This is a genomic window from Brucella haematophila, assembly GCF_005938105.1.
GTDB classification, from domain to species: Bacteria; Pseudomonadota; Alphaproteobacteria; order Rhizobiales; family Rhizobiaceae; genus Brucella; species Brucella haematophila.
This window is the reverse complement of the sequence record NZ_VCPE01000008.1, coordinates 181422-203446: the sequence shown is the minus strand read 5'-3', so window position 1 is coordinate 203446 and position 22025 is coordinate 181422. Positions and strand designations below refer to the sequence as shown.

The window sequence follows — 22025 nt, the reverse complement described above, 5'->3', positions numbered from 1 at the left end:
CGCTGAAAAACAAACGAGGGAAGGTTCAAACATGGGTCAATTCTAAATGGAAATATCACCCCAAACCGGGTCACTTCTCAGCGGCAATCAACACCATTGATCGCTTCGGGGGGTATTGGAGACGGTCGAGGTATGGCTGCGGCCTTGATGCTGGGCGCGGAAGGCGTGAACATGGGAACGCGCTTTTGCGCGACCAAAGAAGCGCCGATCCACGAGAACATCAAGCAGGCCTTGCTTTCCGCGAGTGAACGCGACACCAATCTTATTTTCCGCACTTTCCGTAATACGGGTCGTGTCCTGAAGAATACCATTTCTGATGAGGTTGTGACGATCGAACATCGTGCAGGAGGCGCGGAGTTTACTGATGTGCAACCACTTGTGTCGGGTAGCCGCGGACGAGCTGCGCTTTCAACAGGGGTCTTAGATAACGGCTTGATATGGGCTAGTCAGGCGATTGGATTGATCGATGATATCCCGAGCTGTGGCGAGCTTATTGAGCGCATGGTTTCGGATTGCCGTTCGGCGTTGAAGGGAGGGCTGGAACTCTTTTCCAACTGATGGTGAAGGCCGCTCGAAACGCCTTGGAGGAGGAACGGTTCGGGCAAGGTCATAAAGCAAAGCAAAATGATCTGGCATGACAATTGCCAAAATGGGAGGAACAATGAAAACAAGAATTATGATTGCGACGGCTGTCGCGATGTTTGCCAGCGCCGCATATGCCAACGAAACTGTGAGCTACGCGTCCTACGGCGGCGCTTATCAGGAAGGCGTGCGCAAAGCCATTCTTGACCAATTGCCTGCGGATCACGGTATGACAGTGGTCGACTATGTATTGGCCGGTGGGATACGCGACATCAGGACCAAGGTGCGCGCCAAGGCCGTGGATATTGATGTCGCTGAGCTTTACGGCGGCCTCTGTGATCTGGCCGGGACGGAAGATCTTCTTGTACCGCTGGATTATTCCAAAATCCCCAACGCAGCTGGTATTCCAGAACATCTGCGAAGCAAATACTGGGTTGGCTTTACCGCTTATACCACGGTTCTGGCCTATAACAAAAATGTCTATGGAGACAATCCGCCCAAGAACTGGACCGACTTTTTCGATGTCGAAAAGTTCCCGGGTAGCCGTGCCATTTCCGGCAATTCGCCCGCGACGAATATGGAAATCGCGCTCATGGCGGATGGCGTGGACAAAAAGGATATCTACCCTATCGATATGGATCGTGCGATGGCGAAATGGCAAAAGCTGAAGCCTGATATCGCGGTTCAGTGGGCCACAGGCGCGCAGGCGACGCAGCTTGCCACGTCTGAAGAAGTCGACATGCTTTCCATCTGGGCGGCCCGTATTGATGCGGCGATCAAGGAGGGTGCGCCCTATGCCTATAAGCTTACCGATGCCGTGATGGATGTCGAGTGTCTGGTCATTCCAAAGAATTCGCCAAATCCAGAAGGCGCAATGCGCCTGATCAATCATTTGCTTGATCCGAAATATCAGGCGCGTCTGCCCGATTACATTTCATACGGTCCGATGAACCAGGATGCTTTCCGTCAGGGACTGGTATCGCCTGAAAAGGCCGCCAGAATCATTACAAGTGGTGACAACCTGAAGCAGCAGCTCATCACCAATATGCCGTATTGGGCGAAACACAGTGAAGAAGCCCAGACGAAGTGGGATTCAACCATGATGAAGTAATCGGCAGCTTGGGTGCGGGTTATTTGAGCCCGCACCCGTTTGCTGATCCATTTCAGGTTCCCATTATTCTCAGCGGTTCGGCGCCCGGAATTGACGGTGTCGTCAGATGGAACGTATAGATGCCTCACTCACCGATCACGGCTCTACCGGTTACGATCCGGTCATTGTCAAAGCACTATGGATCAGTTCGCGCGGTTGATGATGTCTCATTCAACATTCAGGCGGGCGAATTCCTGACCCTGCTCGGTCCGTCGGGTTCCGGCAAGACCAGTCTCCTGATGATGATTGCAGGCTTCTCCAGACCGACGGCCGGATCGATCCGTATAGCCGATCAGGAGATCATTCACCTGCCGCCGCATAAACGCAATATCGGCATGGTGTTCCAGAACTATGCTCTATTTCCGCATATGTCGGTTCAGGAAAACGTTGCCTATCCGCTGCGTCTTCGGAAAGTGTCGAAAAGCGACGTTGAAACGCGTGTGAACCGGGTACTGGATATGGTCCAGTTGTCCGGTTACGGCGCACGGCGGATCAACGAGCTTTCAGGCGGGCAGCGTCAGCGTATCGCACTGGCGCGCGCCATAATCTTTGAACCACGCATTCTCCTCATGGATGAGCCGCTGTCTGCATTGGACAAACAGCTTCGCGAGACGATGCAGATCGAAATTCGGAAACTACATGATCGTCTTGGTATGACGACCATCTCTGTTACTCATGATCAGCGTGAGGCGCTGACCATGTCTGATCGGATCGCTGTTTTCTGCAACGGAAAGCTGGCGCAGATTGCAACGCCGTCAGACCTCTATGAGAAGCCAGACAGCCGTTTCGTTGCTGAATTCATCGGCGAAACCAGCTTTTTGCCTTTGCACAAAACGCCTGATGGCTTCAGCTACGACAACAAGCCTGTGCGCTTTGCCGGAGACGTGTCTGCGCTTGGCGGTGACGCTCTGCTGTCGTTGCGCCCGGAACATCTGCGCATTGTCGTTGACGAAGATCGTGCTGGGCAGAACGGTGATAATATTTTCAAAGGTTTGGTCACATCCTCGATTTATCAGGGCGAATGTATTCTCTTTGAAATCATGCTGGACGGTGGTCACAAGGTTTTCACGCGTATCGCGAACCGGTCAGATAATCATGGTTCTTTGCCTCGTGCTGGTGAACGTGTGACGCTTGGCGTTCAGCGGGCGGACACCCGCTATGTGAGGGCGGAGGCTTCATCATGAAGGAAGCAATCATTTCGGCCCCGATAACAGGCAGCGAACTTGATGAAAACAGTCGCCTCTTGAATAGGGAAAGACGGAACGAAATCTGGTCGATGCTGGGCCTGACAACGCCTGCGCTACTGATCGTTGGTGTCTTGATGGTGGCTCCACTGATGTGGCTGCTTTCCATGTCTGTCATCGATGTGACCGGCCAGATGAGCTTTGAGAACTATCGTCTGTTCTTCTCGGAAGAAGCCTATGTTGAGATGTTTCTCAACACGTTCCGCATTGCGCTGATCGTCACGGTTATCTGTGTGCTTCTGGGCTATCCTGTCGCCTATCTGATCTCGATACTGCCGAGCAAATGGGCTGGTCTGTTGATGCTTCTGGTGTTGGTTCCATTCTGGACATCGGGACTTGTACGCACCTTTGCCTGGCTCATCATTTTGCAGCGCAACGGCGTGGTCAACAAGACGCTTGCCTTCCTTGGCGTCATCGATCGGCCTCTCACGCTCGTGCACAACACGACAGGCACCGTCATCGGCATGGTGCATATCATGGTGCCATTTCTGGTGCTGCCGCTCTATGCGTCGATGAAGACAATTGATGCCAATCTGATGCGCGCAGCCGCGAATGTCGGCTCATCGCCCACCCATGCGTTCCGCCGCATATTCCTGCCCCTATCGATGCCCGGACTTGTCGCGGGAACTGTGATGGTCTTCGTCATGTGCCTCGGCTTTTACATCACTCCGGCATTGCTGGGCGGCGGGAAGGTCAAGCTGATTGCGCAGCGTATCGAAGAGTCGATCTCGCTTTATCCAACTTGGGGACCTGCAGCAGCCCTTGCCGTACTTCTGCTTGCGATGACGGCGCTGTGCCTGTGGATCAGCCTGGTCCTTGTGCGCTGGCTCTCATCAGGTCGTTGAGGTGATATCATGGAATCCCACATCTCTCATCGTGATCGGCTCTGGCTCTATATTCTGGTTGGCGTTGTCATCTTCTTCCTGATTGCGCCGACACTGATTGTCATCCCGGTATCGTTTAGCTCGAGCACCGCCCTGATATTTCCACCGGCTGGATGGTCGCTGCGCTGGTATAATGCCTTTCTTCATCAGGAGAAATGGATTGATGCATTATGGGTATCCCTACGGGTTGCTTTGGGCACCATGGTGTTGGCCACGGTGACCGGCGTCGCGGCATCCTATGCGCTCAATCAGGGCCGCTTTGGTCTGAAAAACCTCATACGCACCACGCTGGTCGCGCCGCTGGCCGTGCCGTCAATACTAATCGCGATAGGAATATTCTTTGTCTATGCGAGCATTGGCGGGATGCTCAACACGATCTGGGGTATGATACTAGGCCATTCGGTTGTGGCGATGCCTTTTGTCATCCTCACCATGACTGCGGGGTTCAGCGCTTATGACGAAAGCCAGGAGATGGTTGCGCGCAGCCTTGGCGCCAACCGCTTCAAGGCCTTTATGACCGTAACACTGCCGCAACTGAAGCTGTCTGTGATTACCTCCATGCTTCTGTCATTCCTGATATCTTTCGACGAACTGATCATCTCATTGATGGTGGCTTCCGGACCGATGTCCACACTGCCACGTGTTACATTTGCGACGTTGCGCGATGATGTTGACCCCACTCTTGCTGTGGTTTCGACAGTGATGCTGGTTGTGACCTCGGTACCCCCATTATTGCTGCACCTCTACAGTCTGAAAGCTGCAAAAAAGGGAACTCAATCATGATCGACACTTTGAACGTCGAGTTCTCAGGCTATCTTTCGTTGCAGCGCGAAGGACCCGTACTGATCATCCGCATGGTCAAGCCGAAGGTCAATGCGATCTGCCGGGCCTTGAGCCGGCATCTGGAAAAGGCCGCACTTTATCTTCAAAACGATCCTGAATTGCGCGTTGGTATTCTGACAAGCGGATCCGACAAGGCGTTCTGTGCAGGTCTTGATTTCAACGAGGCTGGTCACACCGATCAATTAGAACCCGGCGCGCGGGAGGGCGGTTTTGGCGGCATTACAACCTTGTGGTCTTTGAAAAAGCCCCTGATTGCGGCCATTAACGGTCCAGCCGTTGGCGGTGGTCTTGAACTGGCTCTTGCTTGCGACATGCTCATCGCAGCGGAAAACGCCTTTTTCCAATTGCCCGAACTGGAGCGCGGGCTGTTGCCAGATGGTGGTGGTCTTCAGCGTTTGCCACGTCGCATTCCCTACCATGTCGCGACGGCGATGATCTGGACTGGCATGCCGATGAGTGCTCAGGAAGCCTTTCGTTGGGGGCTTGTCTATCGCGTGACAGCGAAAGAGGAACTCATGGCCACAGCCATGGCGGTTGCCCAGCACATCGCCGGAACAGCGCCACTGGCGCAGCAAGCCCTGAAAGAGACTTTGCGGGCTGCGGACGGTCTTTCCGAGCGGGACGCCATGCATCTGCGCGCCGACGGGCGGGCTGATCTCGTCATCTACGAGAAAATGTTGACATCGCAGGACATGATTGAAGGACAGCGCGCCTATCTGGAGAAACGCGCGCCGCAATGGAGCGGAAGCTAGAGGACTAATAATAACGGAACGTGCCCTCGCACCTTGGGCAGAAATGGGAAAAATGTATAAGTTTATCAAAGTCGAACGGCATGACGCCGTTGGGGTGATCGCGCTCGACCGGCCGGAAGCCAGAAACGCGCTCGGCATGGGCCTGACAATTGAATTGCGCAAGGCTCTTCGAGAGGCAGCGTTGGACGCTGATATGCGCGCCTTGATCTTGACCGGTCGTGGAGGCGCATTTTCCGCCGGAGCCGACGTCAAGGAATGGGCTGCTGGCAAGACCGATTGGCCGGACATGAACTGGGTCGAAGAATCTCTGCGTCTAGTCCAGCAGGTCAACGACATGCCAAAGCCCGTCATCGCGATGATTGAAGGCGCGGCTGTTGGAGCAGGTCTGGACATGGCTCTTGCCTGCGATTTCCGCTACGCCTCGACGACGGCCAAGTTCATCTGCTCCTACACCAATGTGGGTTACAATCCGGACTGTGGCGGCACCTGGCTTTTGCCAAGAATTGTCGGATTGGAGACGGCCAAACATTTCGTCTATACCGGCGAATTGTGGAATGCAGAAAAGGCGCTGGAGAACAGGCTGGTCAGTCATGTCAGTGCGCCAGACAAGCTTTGGGCCGAAACGCTCGCATTCGCACAAAAGCTGGCAAGCGGTCCGACGGTCGCAATCGCGCAAGCAAAGAAGCTTCTCAACGCATCCAATCTTCGCAGCCTGTCCGATCAACAGCTTGAGGAAGTACTAGCCGGGAAAATCTGCGCCAAGACGAAAGATCATGCAGAAGGTTTGGCGGCCGCCAATGAACGTCGCGCGCCGCGCTTTATGGGTGCCTGAGGGGGATAGAATATGGATTTTTCACTGAGCTTCGAACAGCAGGCGCTTATCGATTCACTGGAGGAATTCTGCAAAAGAGAACTTTATCCGCATGAGAACATCGTTGAGGAGCTGCGATATGTTCCTGATGAGATCAAGGACGAGATTAAACAGAAGGCGGAGGATGCCGGTTTTGCCGGCATGAATCTGCCCGAAGAATGGGGCGGCCCGGGCCTCGATAAGCAGACGAAAATGCAGGCGGAGCGTGTGCTTGGTAAGGTCAGTTCGGCGCTGACAATGTGTATGAACCGCGGTGTCACGGGCATTCTGTTCAAATGCAAGGGTGAGCAGATTGAGGAATATCTGAAGCCTGCAATCCGGGGCGAACGAAAGGATGCTTTCGCTTTGACGGAGCCGGGGGCCGGTTCTGACGCACGCGGTATCACCACCAAAGCGGTGAAGGAGGGAGATCACTGGGTCATCAACGGGGTTAAACAATTTATCTCCCATGCTGACATCGCTGATTTCATCATTCTGATTGCCGTTACCGGCGTCGATGAAACACCGCGTGGTCGTCGGAAACGGTTTACATCCTTCCTCATCGACAAGTCCTTGCCGGGAGTACGTGTTGAGCCAATGAAATCGATCGTGACACGCGGTTACAATCCGACCATGGTGTATCTTGAAGATGTGCGCGTGCATGAGGACAAGATATTGGGCGAGGAAGGCAAAGGCTTTGATATGGCCAATGAATGGCTTTATGACGGTCGTGTTGCCTTGTCGGCGCATTGTGTAGGGCGCGCGGAACGCATCTTCGAGATGAGCAAGGAATGGGCGGGCACGCGCAAAGCATTTGGTAAGACCATTGGCGAGTTTCAGGGCGTCGGTTTCAAGATAGCCAACATGGCTGTGGATGTTAGGCTGGGCGATCTGATGGTGAAGGAGGCGGCCTGGAAGATCGAAAATGGATTGATGAACCGGACGGAAGCCTCGATGGTCAATTATTATTGCTCAGAAATGGTTTTCCGGGTTGCGGACAATTCTGTTCAAATCTTTGGCGGTATGGGGCTTATGGAAGAATTCCCGATACAGCGCTTCTGGCGTGATGCCCGTATTGAGCGCATATGGGAAGGAACATCGGAAGTTCATCAGGATATCATCGCCAGGGATCTTCTAAGCCCTTATCGACAATAATTGACGCAGGATTCCGTATTTTAGAAGGTAGCTGATGAGAAGACAGAGCAAACCACGGCAGACGAATGAAATCAGGAAGCAGGAACTGATCATTGCTGCGCTGAATTCGATCATCAAGAACGGATATCTGAATTCAACGATTAACACGATCAGCGACGAATCCGGGTTCTCGCGCGGACTGATCAATCATTACTTTGCCAGCAAAGAGGATTTGCTGACGGCTGCTCATCGCTATTATCTTCAAAATGCGGATGATTTTTATCGTCATCTGATGACATCGACCACCACTGGCAACTTCCAACGGCTGATTTTTGCAGCCTCCGGCCCGTTTCTTCGCGATATCGGTTATCACCCATTGCTGATCCATTACATGAGTGCAGCCTGGGTTGTGCCGGAGATACTCGCGCTCCATCGCAGTCTGTGGGGGAAGTATCGGTCGTTCATTGAACGCCGGCTGCTGGCCGTCGCCCATGACAAGGGTATGGAGATTGATGTGCGGCTGGAAGCTATCACACTGACCCAGCTGGCGGATGGCTTGTGGCTTGGCCGTGTCATGGAACAGACCTACACTGACGAGGAATGCTGCATCATCATTCGCAAATGGCTTTGCGGTTTGTTCGGCGAGAAGCCGGAAGACTATCCGTTGAGGCCAGATTTCGGGGTGGACGAGTTTCCAACATCAGCGCCTTTGCCCAAGAGATTTAATACCTATCCCAACCAATCCGACGGTCACTGATACGTCGCGGAGGCGATAGGGGAGCGTTCACGGGAGGAAAGAATGCTAAAGACCCATGCGCTTGCGCAGGATGGATTCGTGCGTCCAGCGTTGAGAGAAAATTTCAGGCGATTGCTGGCGCCAAAGACCATGGCTTTCATTGGGGGTGGTCAGGTTGAATCGACCCTGAAAACCTTGCGCGAGCAGGACTTCGCCGGTGAGGTTTATGTGGTAAATCCAAAGCGCAGTGAGATTGCTGGATATCCATGCGTCGCGTCGATTGTCGATTTGCCTGTTTCTCCCGATGCGGTCTTTCTGGCTGTGAATGCCGACGCTACGATTATCGCGTTGCGGCAACTGCAAGCACTCAAGGCAGGGGGTGTCGTTTGTTATGCCTCCGGGTTCTCGGAGATCGGCGAAGCGGGCATGGCACGCCATGAGGCATTCATTGAAGCTTCCGGCGATATGGCTGTGGTAGGTCCCAATTGTTATGGCCTTGTCAACTACGTCAATCACGGTAGCATTTGGCCAGCCCTTTACCCGCCGCTCAAAGGCGGTCGCGGTGCAGCCGTCATCTCGCAAAGCGGCAATGTCACGGGGCATCTGGTGTCGAACAGCCGTTCGGTTCCTTATTCCTACCTCATAAGCGCCGGTAATCAGGCTGTCCTTGGGTTTGAAGACTATATTGACTGTCTGATCGATGATCCCAATGTCACCTGTCTTGGCCTGTTTATGGAAGGAATCCGCGATGTGGAAGCCTTTTCGCGGGCCTGCCTGCGAGCGCGATCAAGCAAGATACCGGTGATTGTTTACAGGTCGGGCCGCTCGGAACTTGGCGCGGTTATGGCGGCCAGCCATACCAGCTCGCTGGCGGGGCAAAATGAGTATTATGAAGCGCTTTTCAAAAAGCTGGGCGTGCTGGAGACCGATACGGTTCCGCAGTTCCTGGAGATGATGAAACTCGCTTCGATCTGCGAACCTTTGAACGGTGATCGGGTCGCGGTGTTCTCAAGTTCAGGCGGCGACAATGGCCTTGCTGCGGACTATTGCTCTTTCTCAGGCTTGAAATTGCCGCAGCCGGATAAGCATCAGGTCGATACTATCAAGCCGATGTTGCCGGATTTCGGGCATGTCTCCAATCCTCTCGATTTTACAGCCGGTTATTGGGGTAGCGAGCCGTTGTTGACCCCGATGTTTACAACGATGCTGGAAGGTGACGTCGATGCCGGGATTCTCGTGATCGACTATCCGCCCGTCGGATCACCTTACAAAGACAAATCAGCCCATCAGGCGATGGATCGCGCTTTGGCTGCGGCGGGACGTGCAACCGGCAAGCCGGTCTTTCACGCATCGGTCAATACTGAGAGCATCCCTCCGGAAGATGCCGCCATGCTCATCGAGCAGGGAATTGTGCCTTTGAACGGCCTGCATGACGCGGCTCGCGTTATTGCCCTGTGGGCAGGCTATTGCGCAATGATCGCGAATGACACTGAGGCTGGATGCCACAAAATTTCGCTGCCGCTACGTGTTGGCAGGAGGTTGTCGGATCCCGGTGCGAGGGTTGTGCACGAAGCGGAATCCAAGCGGCGGCTGAGTGCCTTTGGATTGCCTATACCAGCGGGACGCGTCGTGTCATTGGCAGCGATACAGGCGCTTCCAGAACAATTCGACAATCCTGTCGTGTTGAAAGTGTTGCACGAAAAGCTGGCACATAAGACTGAGGTTGGTGGCGTTGCATTGAATATCAAGTCGCGCGCTGACGCGATTATCGCTGCCGAGAAGATGGTCGCTTCGGTTGAACGTCACGATCCGTCGATCAAGCTTGAAAACTTCCTGCTTGAACCGATGCAGTCTGCGCCCCTTGCCGAGCTGATTGTCGGTGTCAAACGGGACCCGCTATTCGGTCAGGTTCTGTTGATTGGCGCGGGCGGCATTCTGGTGGAACTTCTAAAAGATGCGGCCACTTTGCTACTCCCGGTCTCTCGCAGTGAAGTCAGATCGGCTCTGCAAAACCTGAAAAGCTTCAGTCTGCTGGATGGTTTCCGCGGGCGTCCAAAGGCCGATCTGGAGGCTGTTGTGGATGCAATCATGGCAATTGCCAGCTATGCCGATGAGCATCATGAAACCCTGCTTGAACTGGACGTCAATCCATTGATGGTCGGAGCTGATGGTGCGGTCGCCGTGGATGCACTTATTGTTGAGACAGTTGGGGCTTGACCAAAGCCCCGCGCTTATGACGGGATACTGTAATCTGGGATTGGAGGACGCATGACCGATAATAGCTTAACCGGAGCCGAAGCTCTCGTGCACACCCTCGTTGAGGGAAAAGTCGATACATGTTTTGCCAATCCCGGGACCAGTGAAATGCACTTTGTTGCCGCGCTCGATACCATTCCGGGTATCCGGTGTGTGCTGGGGCTGCAGGAAAACACGGTCACAGGTATGGCCGATGGCTATTATCGTGTGACCCAAAGGCCAGCAGTCACACTGCTTCATTGTGGACCAGGCTATGCCAATGGCATTGCTAACATTCATAACGCAAAACGCGCGGGCAGTGGCATGCTGAATATTGTCGGCGATCATGCCATGGATCATGTCGCCTATGACAGCCCGCTGACAGCGAATGTCGAGGCTCTGGCGGGCGGTACATCGCAGTGGGTCCGCTTTGGAACCGATCCGGCGAAGATTGGTGACGACGCATTGGCAGGTTTGGCTGCCGCCTCGTCCGGGAATGGCAAAATTGCTTCGCTTGTGCTTCCAGCGGATGTGTCGTGGAGCAAAGGCGGTGTGATCGCCCGAGATTACATTGCCGGAAAACCTGAGCCATTTGTTGCGGAGACCGTCGATAAGGTTGCCAATGCCCTTGGCTCGGATAAAAAGGCGCTCATATTGCTTGGCACAGCGGGACTAAGCGCTGATCTTCATCCGCTGCTACATGGAATTTCCGTCAAGAGTGGCGCCGCATTGATGGGAAGTCCGATGATTGCGCGACAACCCAAAGGACGGGGACGTCTGAACCTGCCAGCCGTACCCTATTCGGTCGCAGATGCTGTTCGCACTCTCGAACCGTATGACATCGTTATTCTGGTGGGCTGTCCGCCGCCGGTCGGGTTCTTCCGCTATCCGGGCTTGCCAAGCCTCACGCATCGAGAAGATGCAGAAGTCTTGACACTGTGCACGCCTAATGAAGATGCACATGGCGCACTTGTGGCGCTGGCGTCTCGCATGAATGCCAGTCCCACAGACGTACCCGTCGAAGGTCAACAATTGCGCGGCCCTGAAACAACAGGTCCGATAACGCCGGAGACCTTGGCTCAGATCGTCGCTTCGCAACTGCCGGACGGTGCAATTGTTGTTAATGAGGCATTGACCTCCGGCGGTGGGTTTGAGGCAGTTATGTCGTCAGCCGCACCATGCGATTGGCTATCTGTCACCGGTGGCGCAATCGGCGGCGGAATTCCCCTTGCGACAGGTGCGGCTATAGGCGCGCAAGCTATGGGAGAGCCTGATCGGCGCGTGATCGCCTTGCAGGCGGATGGTTCAGCAGCCTATACATTGCAGGCCCTGTGGACACAGGCGCGCGAAAATCTGCCGGTCACAACGCTCCTCCTCAACAACCGGTCCTATGCCATCCTGCTCGGTGAATATGCCAAAGTTGGCGCAAAGCCGGGTGAGACGGCGCGGGATATGATGAGCCTCGACAAGCCCGAACTTGACTGGGTTTCTCTGGCTCGTGGTTTTGGCGTGGATGCGGTATCGGTTTCAGACAATGCTGCTCTCGCAGCGGCGCTGAAAACGGCTTTGTCTAAAGACGGACCAATGCTGATTGATGTCCGTTTGTGATGCAAAAATCCGAATGTCTGGCCTGATGCCCGCTTCACAGAAATATGAACGCAATGCGCAGATGTACTGGAGCCTGCGTGATCGTGTTCGCGCGACGCAAGATATCGACAGAATAAACAGCGATTACATATGCATTTTGAAAGCGCGCAAGCTGCTTTTGACTAGCAAGACTTCGGTTGCGTGACCTGAGCAGCCGGAGTCCGGTTGCCAAAAAACCATAATTGCTCCACATAGATTGAAGTCAATTATTTTTGCGCTGAACAACAGGTCGACTCTTGAAACGTCTAAAATTTGGTTCCCTTTGCCTCTTTCTGGCAACCGTTTCACCTGCACTCGCTTTTGAGGCTGGCCCACCACCAGCGCTCGAGCCACTGCCGCAGCAGGTTCAGGCCGCGCGTCTGACCGCAGAATTTCTGACGCGTTTTCATTATAAGCCTGTGCCGCTTGACGATGCATTGTCGACCAAGATCATGGACCGGTTTATCAAGTCGCTGGATCCGGATCGGCTGATCTTCCTCAAATCGGACGTTGACGGTTTTATGGCCAACAAGGCCAAGATCGACGACGCGATCAAGCAGGAAAATCTGAGCATCCCGTTTTCTATCTTCAACATATATGAAAAGCGCATTACCGACCGCATGACCTACGCACGTAGCCTGCTCAACACGAAATTCGATTTCAGCGAGCAGGAAAGCTACCCGCTTATGCGTGACAAGGCGCCGTGGCCGGCGACCGACGAGGAAAGCAAGGATCTCTGGCGCAAGCGTGTCAAGAATGACTGGTTGCGCCTGAAGCTGGCAGGCAAAGATGATGCCTCCATCCGCGATACGCTGGAAAAGCGCTATCAGAACTCGCTTGAACGTATTTACAAATACAAGAGCGACGATGTTTTCCAGATGTTCATGGCTGCCTATACGACGTCCGTCGATCCTCATACGGATTATTTCGGTGCAAGTGCCTCTGCCGAATTCGATATATCGATGAAGCTTTCTCTTGTTGGTATCGGCGCGGTGCTGCAGGAGAGGGATGATTACATCACGATCCGTGAACTTGTGGCCGGTGGACCGGCTCAGGTTTCGGGAAAGATTGCTGTCGGCGATCGTATTACCGGTGTTGGCCAGGATGAAAACGGGCCGATGAAAGAAGTGGTCGGCCAGCGCCTCGATGAAGTTGTGCAGTTGATCCGTGGTGCCAAAGGTTCAACGGTGCGTCTGGATATCTTGCCAGCCAATGCCGGCCCGGATGCAAAACATCAGATCATCAGTCTTGTGCGCGATAAAATCAGCCTTGAAAAGCAGGCTGCACAGAAATCAGTGCTTGATGTCAAAGATGGCAACGCCACCCGTAAAATCGGCGTTATCACCTTGCCCGCTTTCTACGAAGATATCGAAGCGCGGAGAAAAGGCGACAAGGATTATCGTAGCGCCAGCCGCGATGTCGCCAAGCTCATCACCGAGTTGAAGCAGGATAAGGTCGACGGCATCCTGTTCGATCTCCGTAACAATGGCGGTGGTTCGCTGTCGGAAGCGATTGAGCTGACGGGTCTGTTCGTTGGGAAGGGACCAGTGGTCCAACAGCGCAACGCTAACGGCAAGGTCAAGGTGGAAAGCGATGATCTTTCGACGCCTGCGTGGCAAGGGCCTCTCGGCGTGCTGATCAATCGCGGTTCGGCTTCTGCTTCGGAGATTTTTGCCGCAGCGATCCAGGATTATGGTCGGGGCGTGATTATCGGCGAACCGAGTTTCGGCAAGGGCACGGTGCAAACCGTGGTCAATCTTGACGAGGTCGCGAATAATCCCGAGCCGAAATTCGGTGAGCTGAAACTGACGATCGCCCAGTTCTTCCGGGTGAACGGAGGCACGACGCAGCTGCGCGGTGTCACGCCGGATATCAGCCTGCCCGGACTTTTCGATCTGAAGACCGTTGGCGAGTCGAGCTTTGACAATGCCTTGCCTTGGAGTGAAGTCAAACCGGCCAAATACAAGCGTCTTGGTGATATCAAGGCGTTGTTGCCCCAGCTTCAGAGTCTTCATGATGCGCGCGTAAAGGATGATCCTGAATTCCAGCAGTTTGTGGAAGATATCGCGGTGTTGAAAACCCAGCGCGAAAAGACGGAGCTTTCTCTCAATGAAACGGAACGCCGCAATGAAATGGCGACGGAAGAAAACCGCCTCAAGTCTCGTAAGAAGTCCGATGACGGTTTGAATAGCAGTCCCGATGATGGTCTTCAGTCCAATGAGCGGAGCCTGAGCGCAGATATCGCCATTGAGAAGACCCGCAAGAACGCCAAGGATGTTCTGCAAACCGAAGCGGCGGGGATCGTTGCAAATCTGGCGGATATGCAGGCTGGAGCCAAAGCGGCGGCGAAATAATCCAGACAAACATCACCACTATGCGGAATGCGCCGTATAGTGGTGATGTCGAATATTGATCCGGGGCCGTTTAGCCTAGGTGGCTGCAACTTTACTGTCCGATCTTGATGACCAGTTTTCCGAAATGCCCCGCGCCCTGGAGCGCGTTATAAGCGTCTTCGGCTTGGCTGAACGGATAGATCTTGTCGATCTGCGGCTTGATGCCGGTGCGAACAAGGGACGCAAGCGTTGAAACCGGGCCGACATAAATGCCCTGCAAGGTGATCCGCTTTTCAAGGATTGCAGCGGTTTCAATGGGGCCATCGAACCCGGTCAGGACACCCATAAGCGATATGCGTCCATCAAAGCGTGTTGCCTTGAGGGTCTTGTTCAGTGTGGCCGGACCCGCTGGATCAATCGCCAGGTCAACGCCCATATTGCCCGTCAGCCGCAGGACTTCATTTTCCCAATCCGGATGTGTTTGATAGTTGATGACGTGGTCTGCGCCGAGCTTTTTGGCCCGCTCCAGCTTTTCGTCTGAACTCGATGTAATGATGACCCGAGCGCCTGCCATTTTTGCGAGTTGCAAGGCGAAAATCGCCACGCCGCCTGTGCCGAGGAGCAATACGGTCTCGCCGGGCTGAACCGGTCTTCTTTCAAAAAGCGCCGACCATGCCGTGACGCCCGCACAGGGAAGCGTTGAGGCTTCTTCAAATGTCATAGTGTCCGGTATCCGCACGACCCCGGTTGCCGGTACGACGATGCGCTCGCTTAACACGCCATCAACAATATTCCCGCCAAGGCTTGAGGCCTTCTTGGCCTCAGAAAAAGGGCCTTCCACCCATTCAGGCATGAAGCCGATGACCACGCGATCACCGATGGCGTAATCGGTCACGCCTTCTCCGATGGCCGACACTACGCCCGCTCCGTCGGACAAGGGAATGCTGTCTTTGGTACGCTTCGCGACAATGAGGTCGCGATAATTCAACGATGCAGCGCGCAGATCGACTGCAATCTCTCCGCGACCGGGCTTGCGATCCTGCTTTTCAACCAGTTTGAGGCGTGGATTTTCGTTTCCAGTTAGAATGTAACTCTGCACGGCATTGTCTCCTTTAATGCCGGAACAAATAGGCCTATATTGATCTTTGAAAAAGTACGTACAAATTTGGCATGTAGTATCATGGATGATAGTGTCAGGGCCCGCGGCAAGCGTCGCAGTGTCAGCAAAACAGGCTGCGCGGTAGAAGCAACGCTTTCGGTCATCGGCGGCGTGTGGAAGCCGGTTATTCTCTTCCATTTGCTGAAAGGAAAGCTGCGCTTCAACGCGCTTTGCAGGCTTGTTCCGGCCGCAACGCCACGGATGCTGACTTTGCAACTTCGGGAACTGGAGGCCGATGGGATCATAAATCGCACTGTTTTTCCGGAGGTGCCGCCAAAGGTGGAATATGAGCTGACCGGCCTTGGCCACTCTCTGGCGCCTATATTGATCAGTATGCGTGACTGGGGAGAGCGTATGCAGGGCGAGCAAGCACAGCCGGGAGCGAAGTGCTGAGTTGGCATTCGGGGCGACTTCATCCTTGACGGGCAGCCACTTGCGCGTTTAAGCGGAAGGGCAGACGGAACCAACAGCGGAAGCCTCTGCCAATGAGCACTTTGCGCATTCTCCCCAGCGCTGATATCCCGGAACTGCCGAACCGCTACAACGGCAAGGTTCGTGAGAACTACGACCTGCCAGACGGCAGCCGTATCATCATCTCGACTGATCGGCTGAGCGCCTTCGATGTCATTTTGACGTCGATCCCGTTCAAAGGTCAGGTTTTGACGCAGACTGCGTCCTACTGGTTCGAGGAAACCGCTGATATCTGCCCGAACCATGTTCTGGCTTATCCCGATCCGAATGTCGTCATCGGCACGCGGTTGAATATTCTGCCGGTTGAGGTGGTTGTCCGCGGTTATCTCGCTGGAACGACCAGCACGTCGATCCTGACGAAATACCGCAAGGGTGAGCGCCAGATGTATGGCGTTATATTGCCCGATGGTCTCAGGGACAATGAAAAGCTGCCGCATCCAATCATCACGCCGACCAGCAAGGCTTTTGACGGAGGGCACGATGAGCCGCTTTCCGGTGAGGAAATCCTTGAACAGGGTCTGCTGACTGCCGAACAATGGGAAACAGTGTCGCGTTATGCGCTGGCCCTTTTCGAGCGCGGACAGGCGCGTGCTGCTGAACGTGGATTGATCCTTGTCGACACCAAATACGAGTTTGGGACAGACGCCAGCGGTCGCATCATTCTTGCGGATGAAATCCATACGCCAGATTCCAGCCGCTACTGGATTGCCGACAGCTATGAAGAGAGCTTTGCGGCAGGCAGCCGTCCGGCAAGCTTTGACAAGGACTTTGTGCGCGCTTGGGTCACCGAGCGTTGCGATCCTTATAATGATCCGATCCCGGAAATCCCGCTCGATCTGATTGAACAGACGTCGAAGGTCTATGTTCAGGCCTACGAACAGATAACGGGTAAGACTTTTGTGCCTGATCTGACCGGTGATACGGTTCTGGATCGCATTCGCGCCAATCTCAAGCCGTACTTCGTAGAGAAGTCTGCGGGCGCCAAGCCGAAAACCCGCGCGCCGCGCAAGAAAGCAGAGCCCAAGGCTGTGGTTGCAAAGCCTGCTGCGAAGGCAAACAAGGCGGATGTAACTGCCGCAACGCCTATTGCTGGCACGAGAAAGAGATATTCTCCAGCTGAACGCGCTTCCATTCTCGCTTCTGTTGCAAAGGCGATGAAGAGTGGGGAGACCACGCTGAAAGCCGTTTTGCAGCAGGCTGAAGTCAGCGAGCAGACCTATTACAACTGGAAAAACGCCGCTGGAAAAACTGCAGCACCGGCAACGGTCCAGTCGTCTGTGGGTGATGATCTGAAGGCGCTTGTGGCGCTGGAAGCTGAAAATCTGAAGCTGCGCAAGGAACTGGCTGCAAGGCTTCGCGCTGAGAATGCCGAATTGCGCAAGCGTCTCGGCAAGGCGTGAGATTAGCCTACCTCTTGGCTTGCCATCCTGCGCAGTGGCATTGAGAAGTTATACAAACAGGCGCTCTGAGTTCAGGGCGCCTGTTTGGCGTTTATGTTTCGGGCTATAGCAGATCAGCTGACTGGGCATATCCGATCAAATGATTGCATGAAGTGGTCGTTCTCTTCCGGGCTGCCGATGCTGACGCGAATGAAGTTCGTGTAACCCTGCTGCTTCCAGGGTTTGACGATAACGCCGTCTCGCAGGAGCTTTTCGGCAAAAGTGACAGAATCCGACTTCACGTCGATGAACAGGAAATTGCCTTTCGATGGGGCGAACCGGACTCTCCGTGTCATGAGAAATTCAGCCACCCGATCCCGCTCACGCAATGCAAGCGCCACACCTGCCGCAAGATGTTCCGTATCACGGCGTGCAATCAATCCCGTCGCTTGTGCAATCGCATTGGCGTTGAATGGCGTGCGGGCGCGGTCCAGATATCCGCGTAAGGCGCTGTCGCTGGTAAGGCCAAAGCCAAGCCGTGCGCCTGCCAGCCCGTAAGCCTTGGAGAAGGTCCGAAGCACCACCCAGTTGAGATCGGTGTCGCGCAGCAGGTCGATGGCAGATGGATAATCATCGCCAGCGGCATATTCCGCGTAGGCCTCATCCAGCACAAGCAAGGTGTCCGGCGAGACGGCTTCTACGACCCGTTGCAGCGCTTCCGGATCAAGCCAGCTTCCAACCGGATTGAGTGGATTAGCGAACATGACAAGGCGAGGGCCTTTCGAAACCGCTTCGACCAATGCGTCGACATCCACCTCCAGCGATTGTTTCACTTCGACCCGTTCGACGGTTGCGCCCATCAACGTTGAATAGTCTTCGTGCAAAGGGAAGGACGGGTATAAGGTGACAACGTGATCACCAGGGCGAAGGACGGAACGGCAGATCACACCGATCAGATCTTCAGATCCATTGCCCAGAATGACCTCATCTTCGGGCCACAGAAATTCTTGTGCTATTTCCAGCGCCAGAGCCCGACCGGATGGATCGGGATAGAGCCGCAGCAGATCATGCGCCGAGGCGAATAACTCTTCTATCTTCGGGGAAGGGCCTAGCGGGTTTTCGTTTGAACCGAGCTTCGCGATCTGCGCGGGGTGATAGCGGTCTTCAACTTCGGCAATGGTCAGCCCGGCATTATAAGGGTTAAGCGCTCGTATTTCCGGACGAATCAGACTGTTGAGGGGGGCTTCATCATTGGTCATTTGCGTTCTCCTCTGATGGCGCGCTCTTGGATGCGGCGCGTCCTTCATAAAAGAGTTCTAAGACTAAACTCCTATTTTGTATATATATGTATAGACAAGTTCCGAAAAAGATGCCTTTATGTCGGGGAGACCATAAAAAATTGCTAAACATTACTCCCAGAATGATTAGAAGTTCTGGCGATGTTTGTTCAGGCAAGGTCCATAGGGGAACATGATGCAGGTTTTATCGCTTTTCGACCTTAGCGGGCGTAAGGCGCTGGTCACTGGTGCAAGCCGGGGGCTGGGACAGGCTATTGCCGAAGCATTGGCATCGGCGGGGGCCGACGTCGCCATAACAGCGCGTAAGTCCGACGATCTGACCGAAACGGCTTCTCGTATCGCCGCCCATGGGCGCGTCTGTGTGCCGCTCGCCCTTGATGTCCGCGATGTTGATGCCTGTGCTCGCGTGACTGGACAAGCCGCAGCACAACTGGGCGGTCTCGATATTCTCGTCAACAATGCCGGTTATGAAGAAATACGGCCTTCGCTTGATATTGATGAAGCGCTGTGGGATCGCATTGTCTCGACCAATCTGAAGGGCGCTTTCTTCTGCGCTCAGGCTGCTGCGCGTCACATGACGGATGCCAAAAGCGGCGGCTCAATCATCAATCTTTGTTCGCTAACCTCCTATGTTGGTGTTCCGACAGCGGCGCCTTATGGCTCATCGAAATCCGGCCTCATGGGCATGACGCATGCGCTTGCGACCGAATGGGCGCCGCACGGCATTCGGGTCAACGGCATCGCACCGGGCTATTTCCGCACATCAATGACGGACGTCTTTTATGAGAACGACGAATGGCAAAAATCTATGCTGGATAAAATTCCGCAAGGTCGGTTCGGCCGAATGGAAGACGTTGCAGGTGCTGTGGTGTTCCTTTCAAGCAAAGCTTCGGCTTATGTAACGGGGCAGGTCATTCCAATCGATGGCGGCTATCTGGCATCGATTTAAGCGTTTCGAAGCTTCGAAACGCGATTTGAGACAATTCTATCTGGCGTTTTCAAACGCTTCTGAATGAAACGGGAAACATCGATGAAAACCACCGGAAACGGAACTGGCCATACTGCCAAGAATGGACCGGCTGCCGTCTCGGCCAAGAATGTCAGCATGATCTATAACGGTTTCCATGCCGTCCGGTCGGCTTCCTTCGATCTCGAACAGGGGCGTTTCCTGACCATTCTCGGACCGTCCGGTTCGGGCAAGACGACTCTGCTGCGGCTGATTGCAGGCTTTCAGCGTCCAAGTGTCGGCGAAATCTTCATCAATGGACAGGCTGTCAGTGCGGTCCCGTCGCACAAGCGTTCCATCGGCATGGTGTTCCAGAAACTCGCCTTGTTTCCGCACATGACGGCGGCACAAAATGTCGCCTTCCCACTCAAGATGCGCCGGTTTGATGCTCGTACCATTCCCGAGCGGGTTGAGTGCTATCTCGATCTGGTTCGCCTTGGCGGATTGGGCAACAGGCGTGTTCATGAACTTTCCGGCGGTCAGCAACAGCGTGTCGCCATTGCACGCGCTCTTGTATTCGAGCCTGATCTTCTTTTGCTCGATGAACCGCTGGCTGCTCTTGACCGCAAACTTCGTGAAGAAATGCAGCTTGAATTTCGCCGTATCCAGCGCGAACTGGGTGTCACGACCATCAACGTCACCCACGATCAACGTGAAGCTCTGGTCGTGTCGGATGAGATCATTGTTATGGATGGCGGCGAAATACAACAGATGGCAAGGCCATCGGAAACCTATCGCAATCCGTCCAACGCCTTTGTCGCGAACTTTATCGGCGTCACCAATTTCATCACCGGTAAAGCTGCTTCCGTGGACGGCAGCGTTGTGCAGGTTGATGCCGGACCGAAGCTTGCAGGTGTCATGGTTGATGGTCACAAGCCCGTTGCGGCAGGCGATGCCGTTTCTTGTGCCATTCGCGCTGAACAAATCCGTATTGGTGCTAACGCTGAAAGCGGCGCAGGGCTTGATACGAAGCTCGAAGGTGTGGTGACCGACGCGATTTTTGAGGGCGAGCGGATAGTATATGAATTGCGCGTGCCGGCACTGGGCGACGCCTTGATGCGCGTGTTCGATCACGACCCGGTCGGACACAGCCAGTTTGAAGAGGGCGCGACCGTTCCCATTGGCTGGAATGCACGCGATCTCATCGTTTTTGCAGCATGAACTGAATACCAGATTACAGACAAAACCCTAGAGGAGAGAACATTATGAGCGCTCTGAAGAAGCCCTTTTTGATACTCGACCGCCGCCGCTTCCTGCAAAGCGCAGGCGCTCTGGCAGCAGCAGCGGGAACCACTTCACTTGGCTTGTCCCGCGCTTTTGCAGAAGAGCCTGCAAAGCCGAAGGAACTGATCGTTCGCGCCTGGGGCGGTAGCTGGGTGGATGCGCTGAAAGCGGGCGTCTCCGACCCCTTCACTGCAAAGACCGGCATTTCAATTCGCCACGATCTGACCGAAGACAATGAGATTCAGCCGAAGCTTTGGGCTGCGGTGGCGCAGAAGCGTATTCCGCCGATCCATGTCAACTGGGATACGACGACCAATGCGACCAAGTCGGCCTTGCGTGGTGTGACGGAAGATCTGTCGGACCTGTCCAACCTCAAGAACACGACCGATCTTGCCAAGCCGGTCGGCCTCGACGGCTATCCGATCGTCAATACCTATGGCTATGTTTATGTGCTGGCCTATCGTCCGGAAGCCTTTCCAGACGGCCCGCCAAAGTCGTGGCATGCGCTGCTTGATCCCAAGTTCAAGGGACGCATCGCGCTTTACAATGACGGTATCGGCTTCCACTTCCCGGCGCAGGTTGCCGGTGGCGGCAAGCTCGAAGACATTCCGGCCAACATGCAACCGGCTTGGGATTTCATCACAAAGGTGAAGCAGCAGCAGCCGCTTCTCGGTGAAGATCCGGATTTCACCACCTGGTTCCAGAAGGGTGAAATCGATCTGGCCTGCACCATCTCCACCAATGCGCGCGAAGCGCAGAAGAACGGCGTCAAGATCGACTGGACCGTTCCGGAAGAGGGTGCGAAGTTCGATACGGACGGTCTTTGGGTTCCAAAGGGCCTGCCAGAGAATGAGCTTTACTGGGCCAAGGAATATGTCAACTTTGCCTTGACCAAGGATGCGCAGCAGGTCTGGCTCGACGGTCTCGGTTTGCCCGGCGTGGTTCCGGGTCTGACCCCGCCCGCCGATCTGGTGAACGATCCTGCTTATCCGACGACGGAAGAGGATTTCAAACATCTCATCCGCATCTCGGCCAAGGTACAGGTTGAGAACGAGAGCGAGTGGTTCTCCAAGTTCAAGGCGATCATGCAGGGCTGATCCAGCTTTATAAACAACCGGG

General features: G+C 54.5%; 19 protein-coding genes and 1 pseudogene. 18 read left to right on the top strand and 2 right to left on the bottom strand.

What is annotated here, in order from left to right; translation table 11 throughout:
• The first annotated feature begins 96 nt into the window (after positions 1 to 96).
• From FGI60_RS13880 to FGI60_RS13825, 12 genes are all read left to right on the top strand, one after another.
• Positions 97 to 558, top strand: a complete 462-nt coding sequence (locus FGI60_RS13880; protein ID WP_268898832.1) for an NAD(P)H-dependent flavin oxidoreductase — start codon at positions 97 to 99, stop codon at positions 556 to 558.
• 103 nt (positions 559 to 661) lie between these two features.
• Positions 662 to 1693 (top strand): ABC transporter substrate-binding protein, encoded by a 1032-nt coding sequence (locus FGI60_RS13875; RefSeq protein ID WP_138785694.1) that lies wholly within the window; start codon positions 662 to 664, stop codon positions 1691 to 1693.
• A gap of 119 nt (positions 1694 to 1812) precedes the next feature.
• Entirely contained in the window at positions 1813 to 2916 is a 1104-nt protein-coding gene (locus tag FGI60_RS13870; RefSeq protein ID WP_138785693.1) for an ABC transporter ATP-binding protein, read from the top strand.
• On the top strand, positions 2913 to 3821 hold the full coding sequence (locus FGI60_RS13865; RefSeq protein WP_138785692.1) for an ABC transporter permease: 909 nt from the start codon (positions 2913 to 2915) through the stop codon (positions 3819 to 3821). The genes FGI60_RS13870 and FGI60_RS13865 overlap by 4 nt, the downstream gene beginning before the upstream one ends.
• Positions 3822 to 3830: 9 nt before the next feature.
• Positions 3831 to 4643, top strand: a complete 813-nt coding sequence (locus tag FGI60_RS13860) for an ABC transporter permease (RefSeq protein WP_138785691.1) — start codon at positions 3831 to 3833, stop codon at positions 4641 to 4643.
• On the top strand, positions 4640 to 5455 hold the full coding sequence (locus FGI60_RS13855) for an enoyl-CoA hydratase-related protein (protein ID WP_138785690.1): 816 nt from the start codon (positions 4640 to 4642) through the stop codon (positions 5453 to 5455). The genes FGI60_RS13860 and FGI60_RS13855 overlap by 4 nt, the downstream gene beginning before the upstream one ends.
• Before the next feature lie 52 nt (positions 5456 to 5507).
• Positions 5508 to 6287: an enoyl-CoA hydratase/isomerase family protein gene (locus tag FGI60_RS13850; protein ID WP_138785689.1), complete on the top strand. Its 780-nt coding sequence runs from the start codon at positions 5508 to 5510 to the stop codon at positions 6285 to 6287.
• Between the two features lie 12 nt (positions 6288 to 6299).
• Positions 6300 to 7460, top strand: coding sequence for an acyl-CoA dehydrogenase family protein (locus tag FGI60_RS13845; protein ID WP_078337206.1), 1161 nt, complete (start codon positions 6300 to 6302; stop codon positions 7458 to 7460).
• Between the two features lie 34 nt (positions 7461 to 7494).
• On the top strand, positions 7495 to 8196 hold the full coding sequence (locus tag FGI60_RS13840) for a TetR/AcrR family transcriptional regulator (RefSeq protein WP_138785688.1): 702 nt from the start codon (positions 7495 to 7497) through the stop codon (positions 8194 to 8196).
• Positions 8197 to 8238: 42 nt separating this feature from the next.
• Positions 8239 to 10392 (top strand): acetate--CoA ligase family protein, encoded by a 2154-nt coding sequence (locus FGI60_RS13835; RefSeq protein ID WP_235889811.1) that lies wholly within the window; start codon positions 8239 to 8241, stop codon positions 10390 to 10392.
• A gap of 51 nt (positions 10393 to 10443) precedes the next feature.
• A complete protein-coding gene (locus FGI60_RS13830) occupies positions 10444 to 12018 on the top strand; it encodes an acetolactate synthase large subunit (RefSeq protein ID WP_138785687.1) in 1575 nt (524 codons plus the stop codon).
• Between the two features lie 275 nt (positions 12019 to 12293).
• Positions 12294 to 14390, top strand: a complete 2097-nt coding sequence (locus FGI60_RS13825; RefSeq protein WP_138785686.1) for a carboxy terminal-processing peptidase — start codon at positions 12294 to 12296, stop codon at positions 14388 to 14390.
• A gap of 91 nt (positions 14391 to 14481) precedes the next feature.
• On the opposite strand, the gene FGI60_RS13820 is transcribed toward FGI60_RS13825, so the two are convergent.
• Positions 14482 to 15468, bottom strand: a complete 987-nt coding sequence (locus FGI60_RS13820; protein ID WP_138785685.1) for a zinc-dependent alcohol dehydrogenase family protein — start codon at positions 15466 to 15468, stop codon at positions 14482 to 14484.
• 81 nt (positions 15469 to 15549) lie between these two features.
• Between FGI60_RS13820 and FGI60_RS13815 the strand changes: the two genes are divergently transcribed.
• From FGI60_RS13815 to FGI60_RS26530, 3 genes and pseudogenes are all read left to right on the top strand, one after another.
• Complete coding sequence (locus FGI60_RS13815) at positions 15550 to 15921, top strand: winged helix-turn-helix transcriptional regulator (RefSeq protein ID WP_138785711.1); 372 nt, start codon at positions 15550 to 15552, stop codon at positions 15919 to 15921.
• 101 nt (positions 15922 to 16022) lie between these two features.
• A pseudogene (locus FGI60_RS13810) lies at positions 16023 to 16961 on the top strand (phosphoribosylaminoimidazolesuccinocarboxamide synthase); the annotation flags it as partial.
• 66 nt (positions 16962 to 17027) lie between these two features.
• Positions 17028 to 17399 (top strand): transposase, encoded by a 372-nt coding sequence (locus tag FGI60_RS26530; protein WP_268898835.1) that lies wholly within the window; start codon positions 17028 to 17030, stop codon positions 17397 to 17399.
• 113 nt (positions 17400 to 17512) lie between these two features.
• Here FGI60_RS26530 and FGI60_RS13805 read toward each other — a convergent pair whose 3' ends face one another.
• Positions 17513 to 18637: a histidinol-phosphate transaminase gene (locus FGI60_RS13805; protein WP_138785683.1), complete on the bottom strand. Its 1125-nt coding sequence runs from the start codon at positions 18635 to 18637 to the stop codon at positions 17513 to 17515.
• A gap of 214 nt (positions 18638 to 18851) precedes the next feature.
• On the opposite strand from FGI60_RS13805, the gene FGI60_RS13800 reads away from it, so the two are divergent.
• From FGI60_RS13800 to FGI60_RS13790, 3 genes are all read left to right on the top strand, one after another.
• Positions 18852 to 19625 carry an SDR family NAD(P)-dependent oxidoreductase gene (locus FGI60_RS13800; protein WP_138785710.1) on the top strand — a complete coding sequence of 258 codons (774 nt, stop codon included), beginning with the start codon at positions 18852 to 18854 and terminating at the stop codon, positions 19623 to 19625.
• A gap of 81 nt (positions 19626 to 19706) precedes the next feature.
• Positions 19707 to 20843, top strand: coding sequence for an ABC transporter ATP-binding protein (locus FGI60_RS13795; protein ID WP_138785682.1), 1137 nt, complete (start codon positions 19707 to 19709; stop codon positions 20841 to 20843).
• A 44-nt stretch (positions 20844 to 20887) separates the two neighbouring features.
• Positions 20888 to 22003, top strand: a complete 1116-nt coding sequence (locus tag FGI60_RS13790) for an ABC transporter substrate-binding protein (RefSeq protein ID WP_138785681.1) — start codon at positions 20888 to 20890, stop codon at positions 22001 to 22003.
• Positions 22004 to 22025 lie beyond the last annotated feature (22 nt).

What these genes read in the sequence shown, in the direction of transcription:
- FGI60_RS13815 (WP_138785711.1), top strand. Translation starts at nt 15,550, where the DNA reads ATGGATGATAGTGTCAGGGCCCGCGGCAAGCGTCGCAGTGTCAGCAAA.
- FGI60_RS13840 (WP_138785688.1), top strand. Translation starts at nt 7,495, where the DNA reads ATGAGAAGACAGAGCAAACCACGGCAGACGAATGAAATCAGGAAGCAG.
- FGI60_RS13800 (WP_138785710.1), top strand. Translation starts at nt 18,852, where the DNA reads ATGCAGGTTTTATCGCTTTTCGACCTTAGCGGGCGTAAGGCGCTGGTC.
- FGI60_RS13865 (WP_138785692.1), top strand. Translation starts at nt 2,913, where the DNA reads ATGAAGGAAGCAATCATTTCGGCCCCGATAACAGGCAGCGAACTTGAT.
- FGI60_RS13875 (WP_138785694.1), top strand. Translation starts at nt 662, where the DNA reads ATGAAAACAAGAATTATGATTGCGACGGCTGTCGCGATGTTTGCCAGC.
- FGI60_RS13795 (WP_138785682.1), top strand. Translation starts at nt 19,707, where the DNA reads ATGAAAACCACCGGAAACGGAACTGGCCATACTGCCAAGAATGGACCG.
- FGI60_RS13860 (WP_138785691.1), top strand. Translation starts at nt 3,831, where the DNA reads ATGGAATCCCACATCTCTCATCGTGATCGGCTCTGGCTCTATATTCTG.
- FGI60_RS13855 (WP_138785690.1), top strand. Translation starts at nt 4,640, where the DNA reads ATGATCGACACTTTGAACGTCGAGTTCTCAGGCTATCTTTCGTTGCAG.
- FGI60_RS13845 (WP_078337206.1), top strand. Translation starts at nt 6,300, where the DNA reads ATGGATTTTTCACTGAGCTTCGAACAGCAGGCGCTTATCGATTCACTG.
- FGI60_RS13790 (WP_138785681.1), top strand. Translation starts at nt 20,888, where the DNA reads ATGAGCGCTCTGAAGAAGCCCTTTTTGATACTCGACCGCCGCCGCTTC.
- FGI60_RS13830 (WP_138785687.1), top strand. Translation starts at nt 10,444, where the DNA reads ATGACCGATAATAGCTTAACCGGAGCCGAAGCTCTCGTGCACACCCTC.
- FGI60_RS13835 (WP_235889811.1), top strand. Translation starts at nt 8,239, where the DNA reads ATGCTAAAGACCCATGCGCTTGCGCAGGATGGATTCGTGCGTCCAGCG.
- FGI60_RS13805 (WP_138785683.1), bottom strand. Translation starts at nt 18,637, where the DNA reads ATGACCAATGATGAAGCCCCCCTCAACAGTCTGATTCGTCCGGAAATA.
- FGI60_RS13850 (WP_138785689.1), top strand. Translation starts at nt 5,508, where the DNA reads ATGTATAAGTTTATCAAAGTCGAACGGCATGACGCCGTTGGGGTGATC.
- FGI60_RS13870 (WP_138785693.1), top strand. Translation starts at nt 1,813, where the DNA reads ATGCCTCACTCACCGATCACGGCTCTACCGGTTACGATCCGGTCATTG.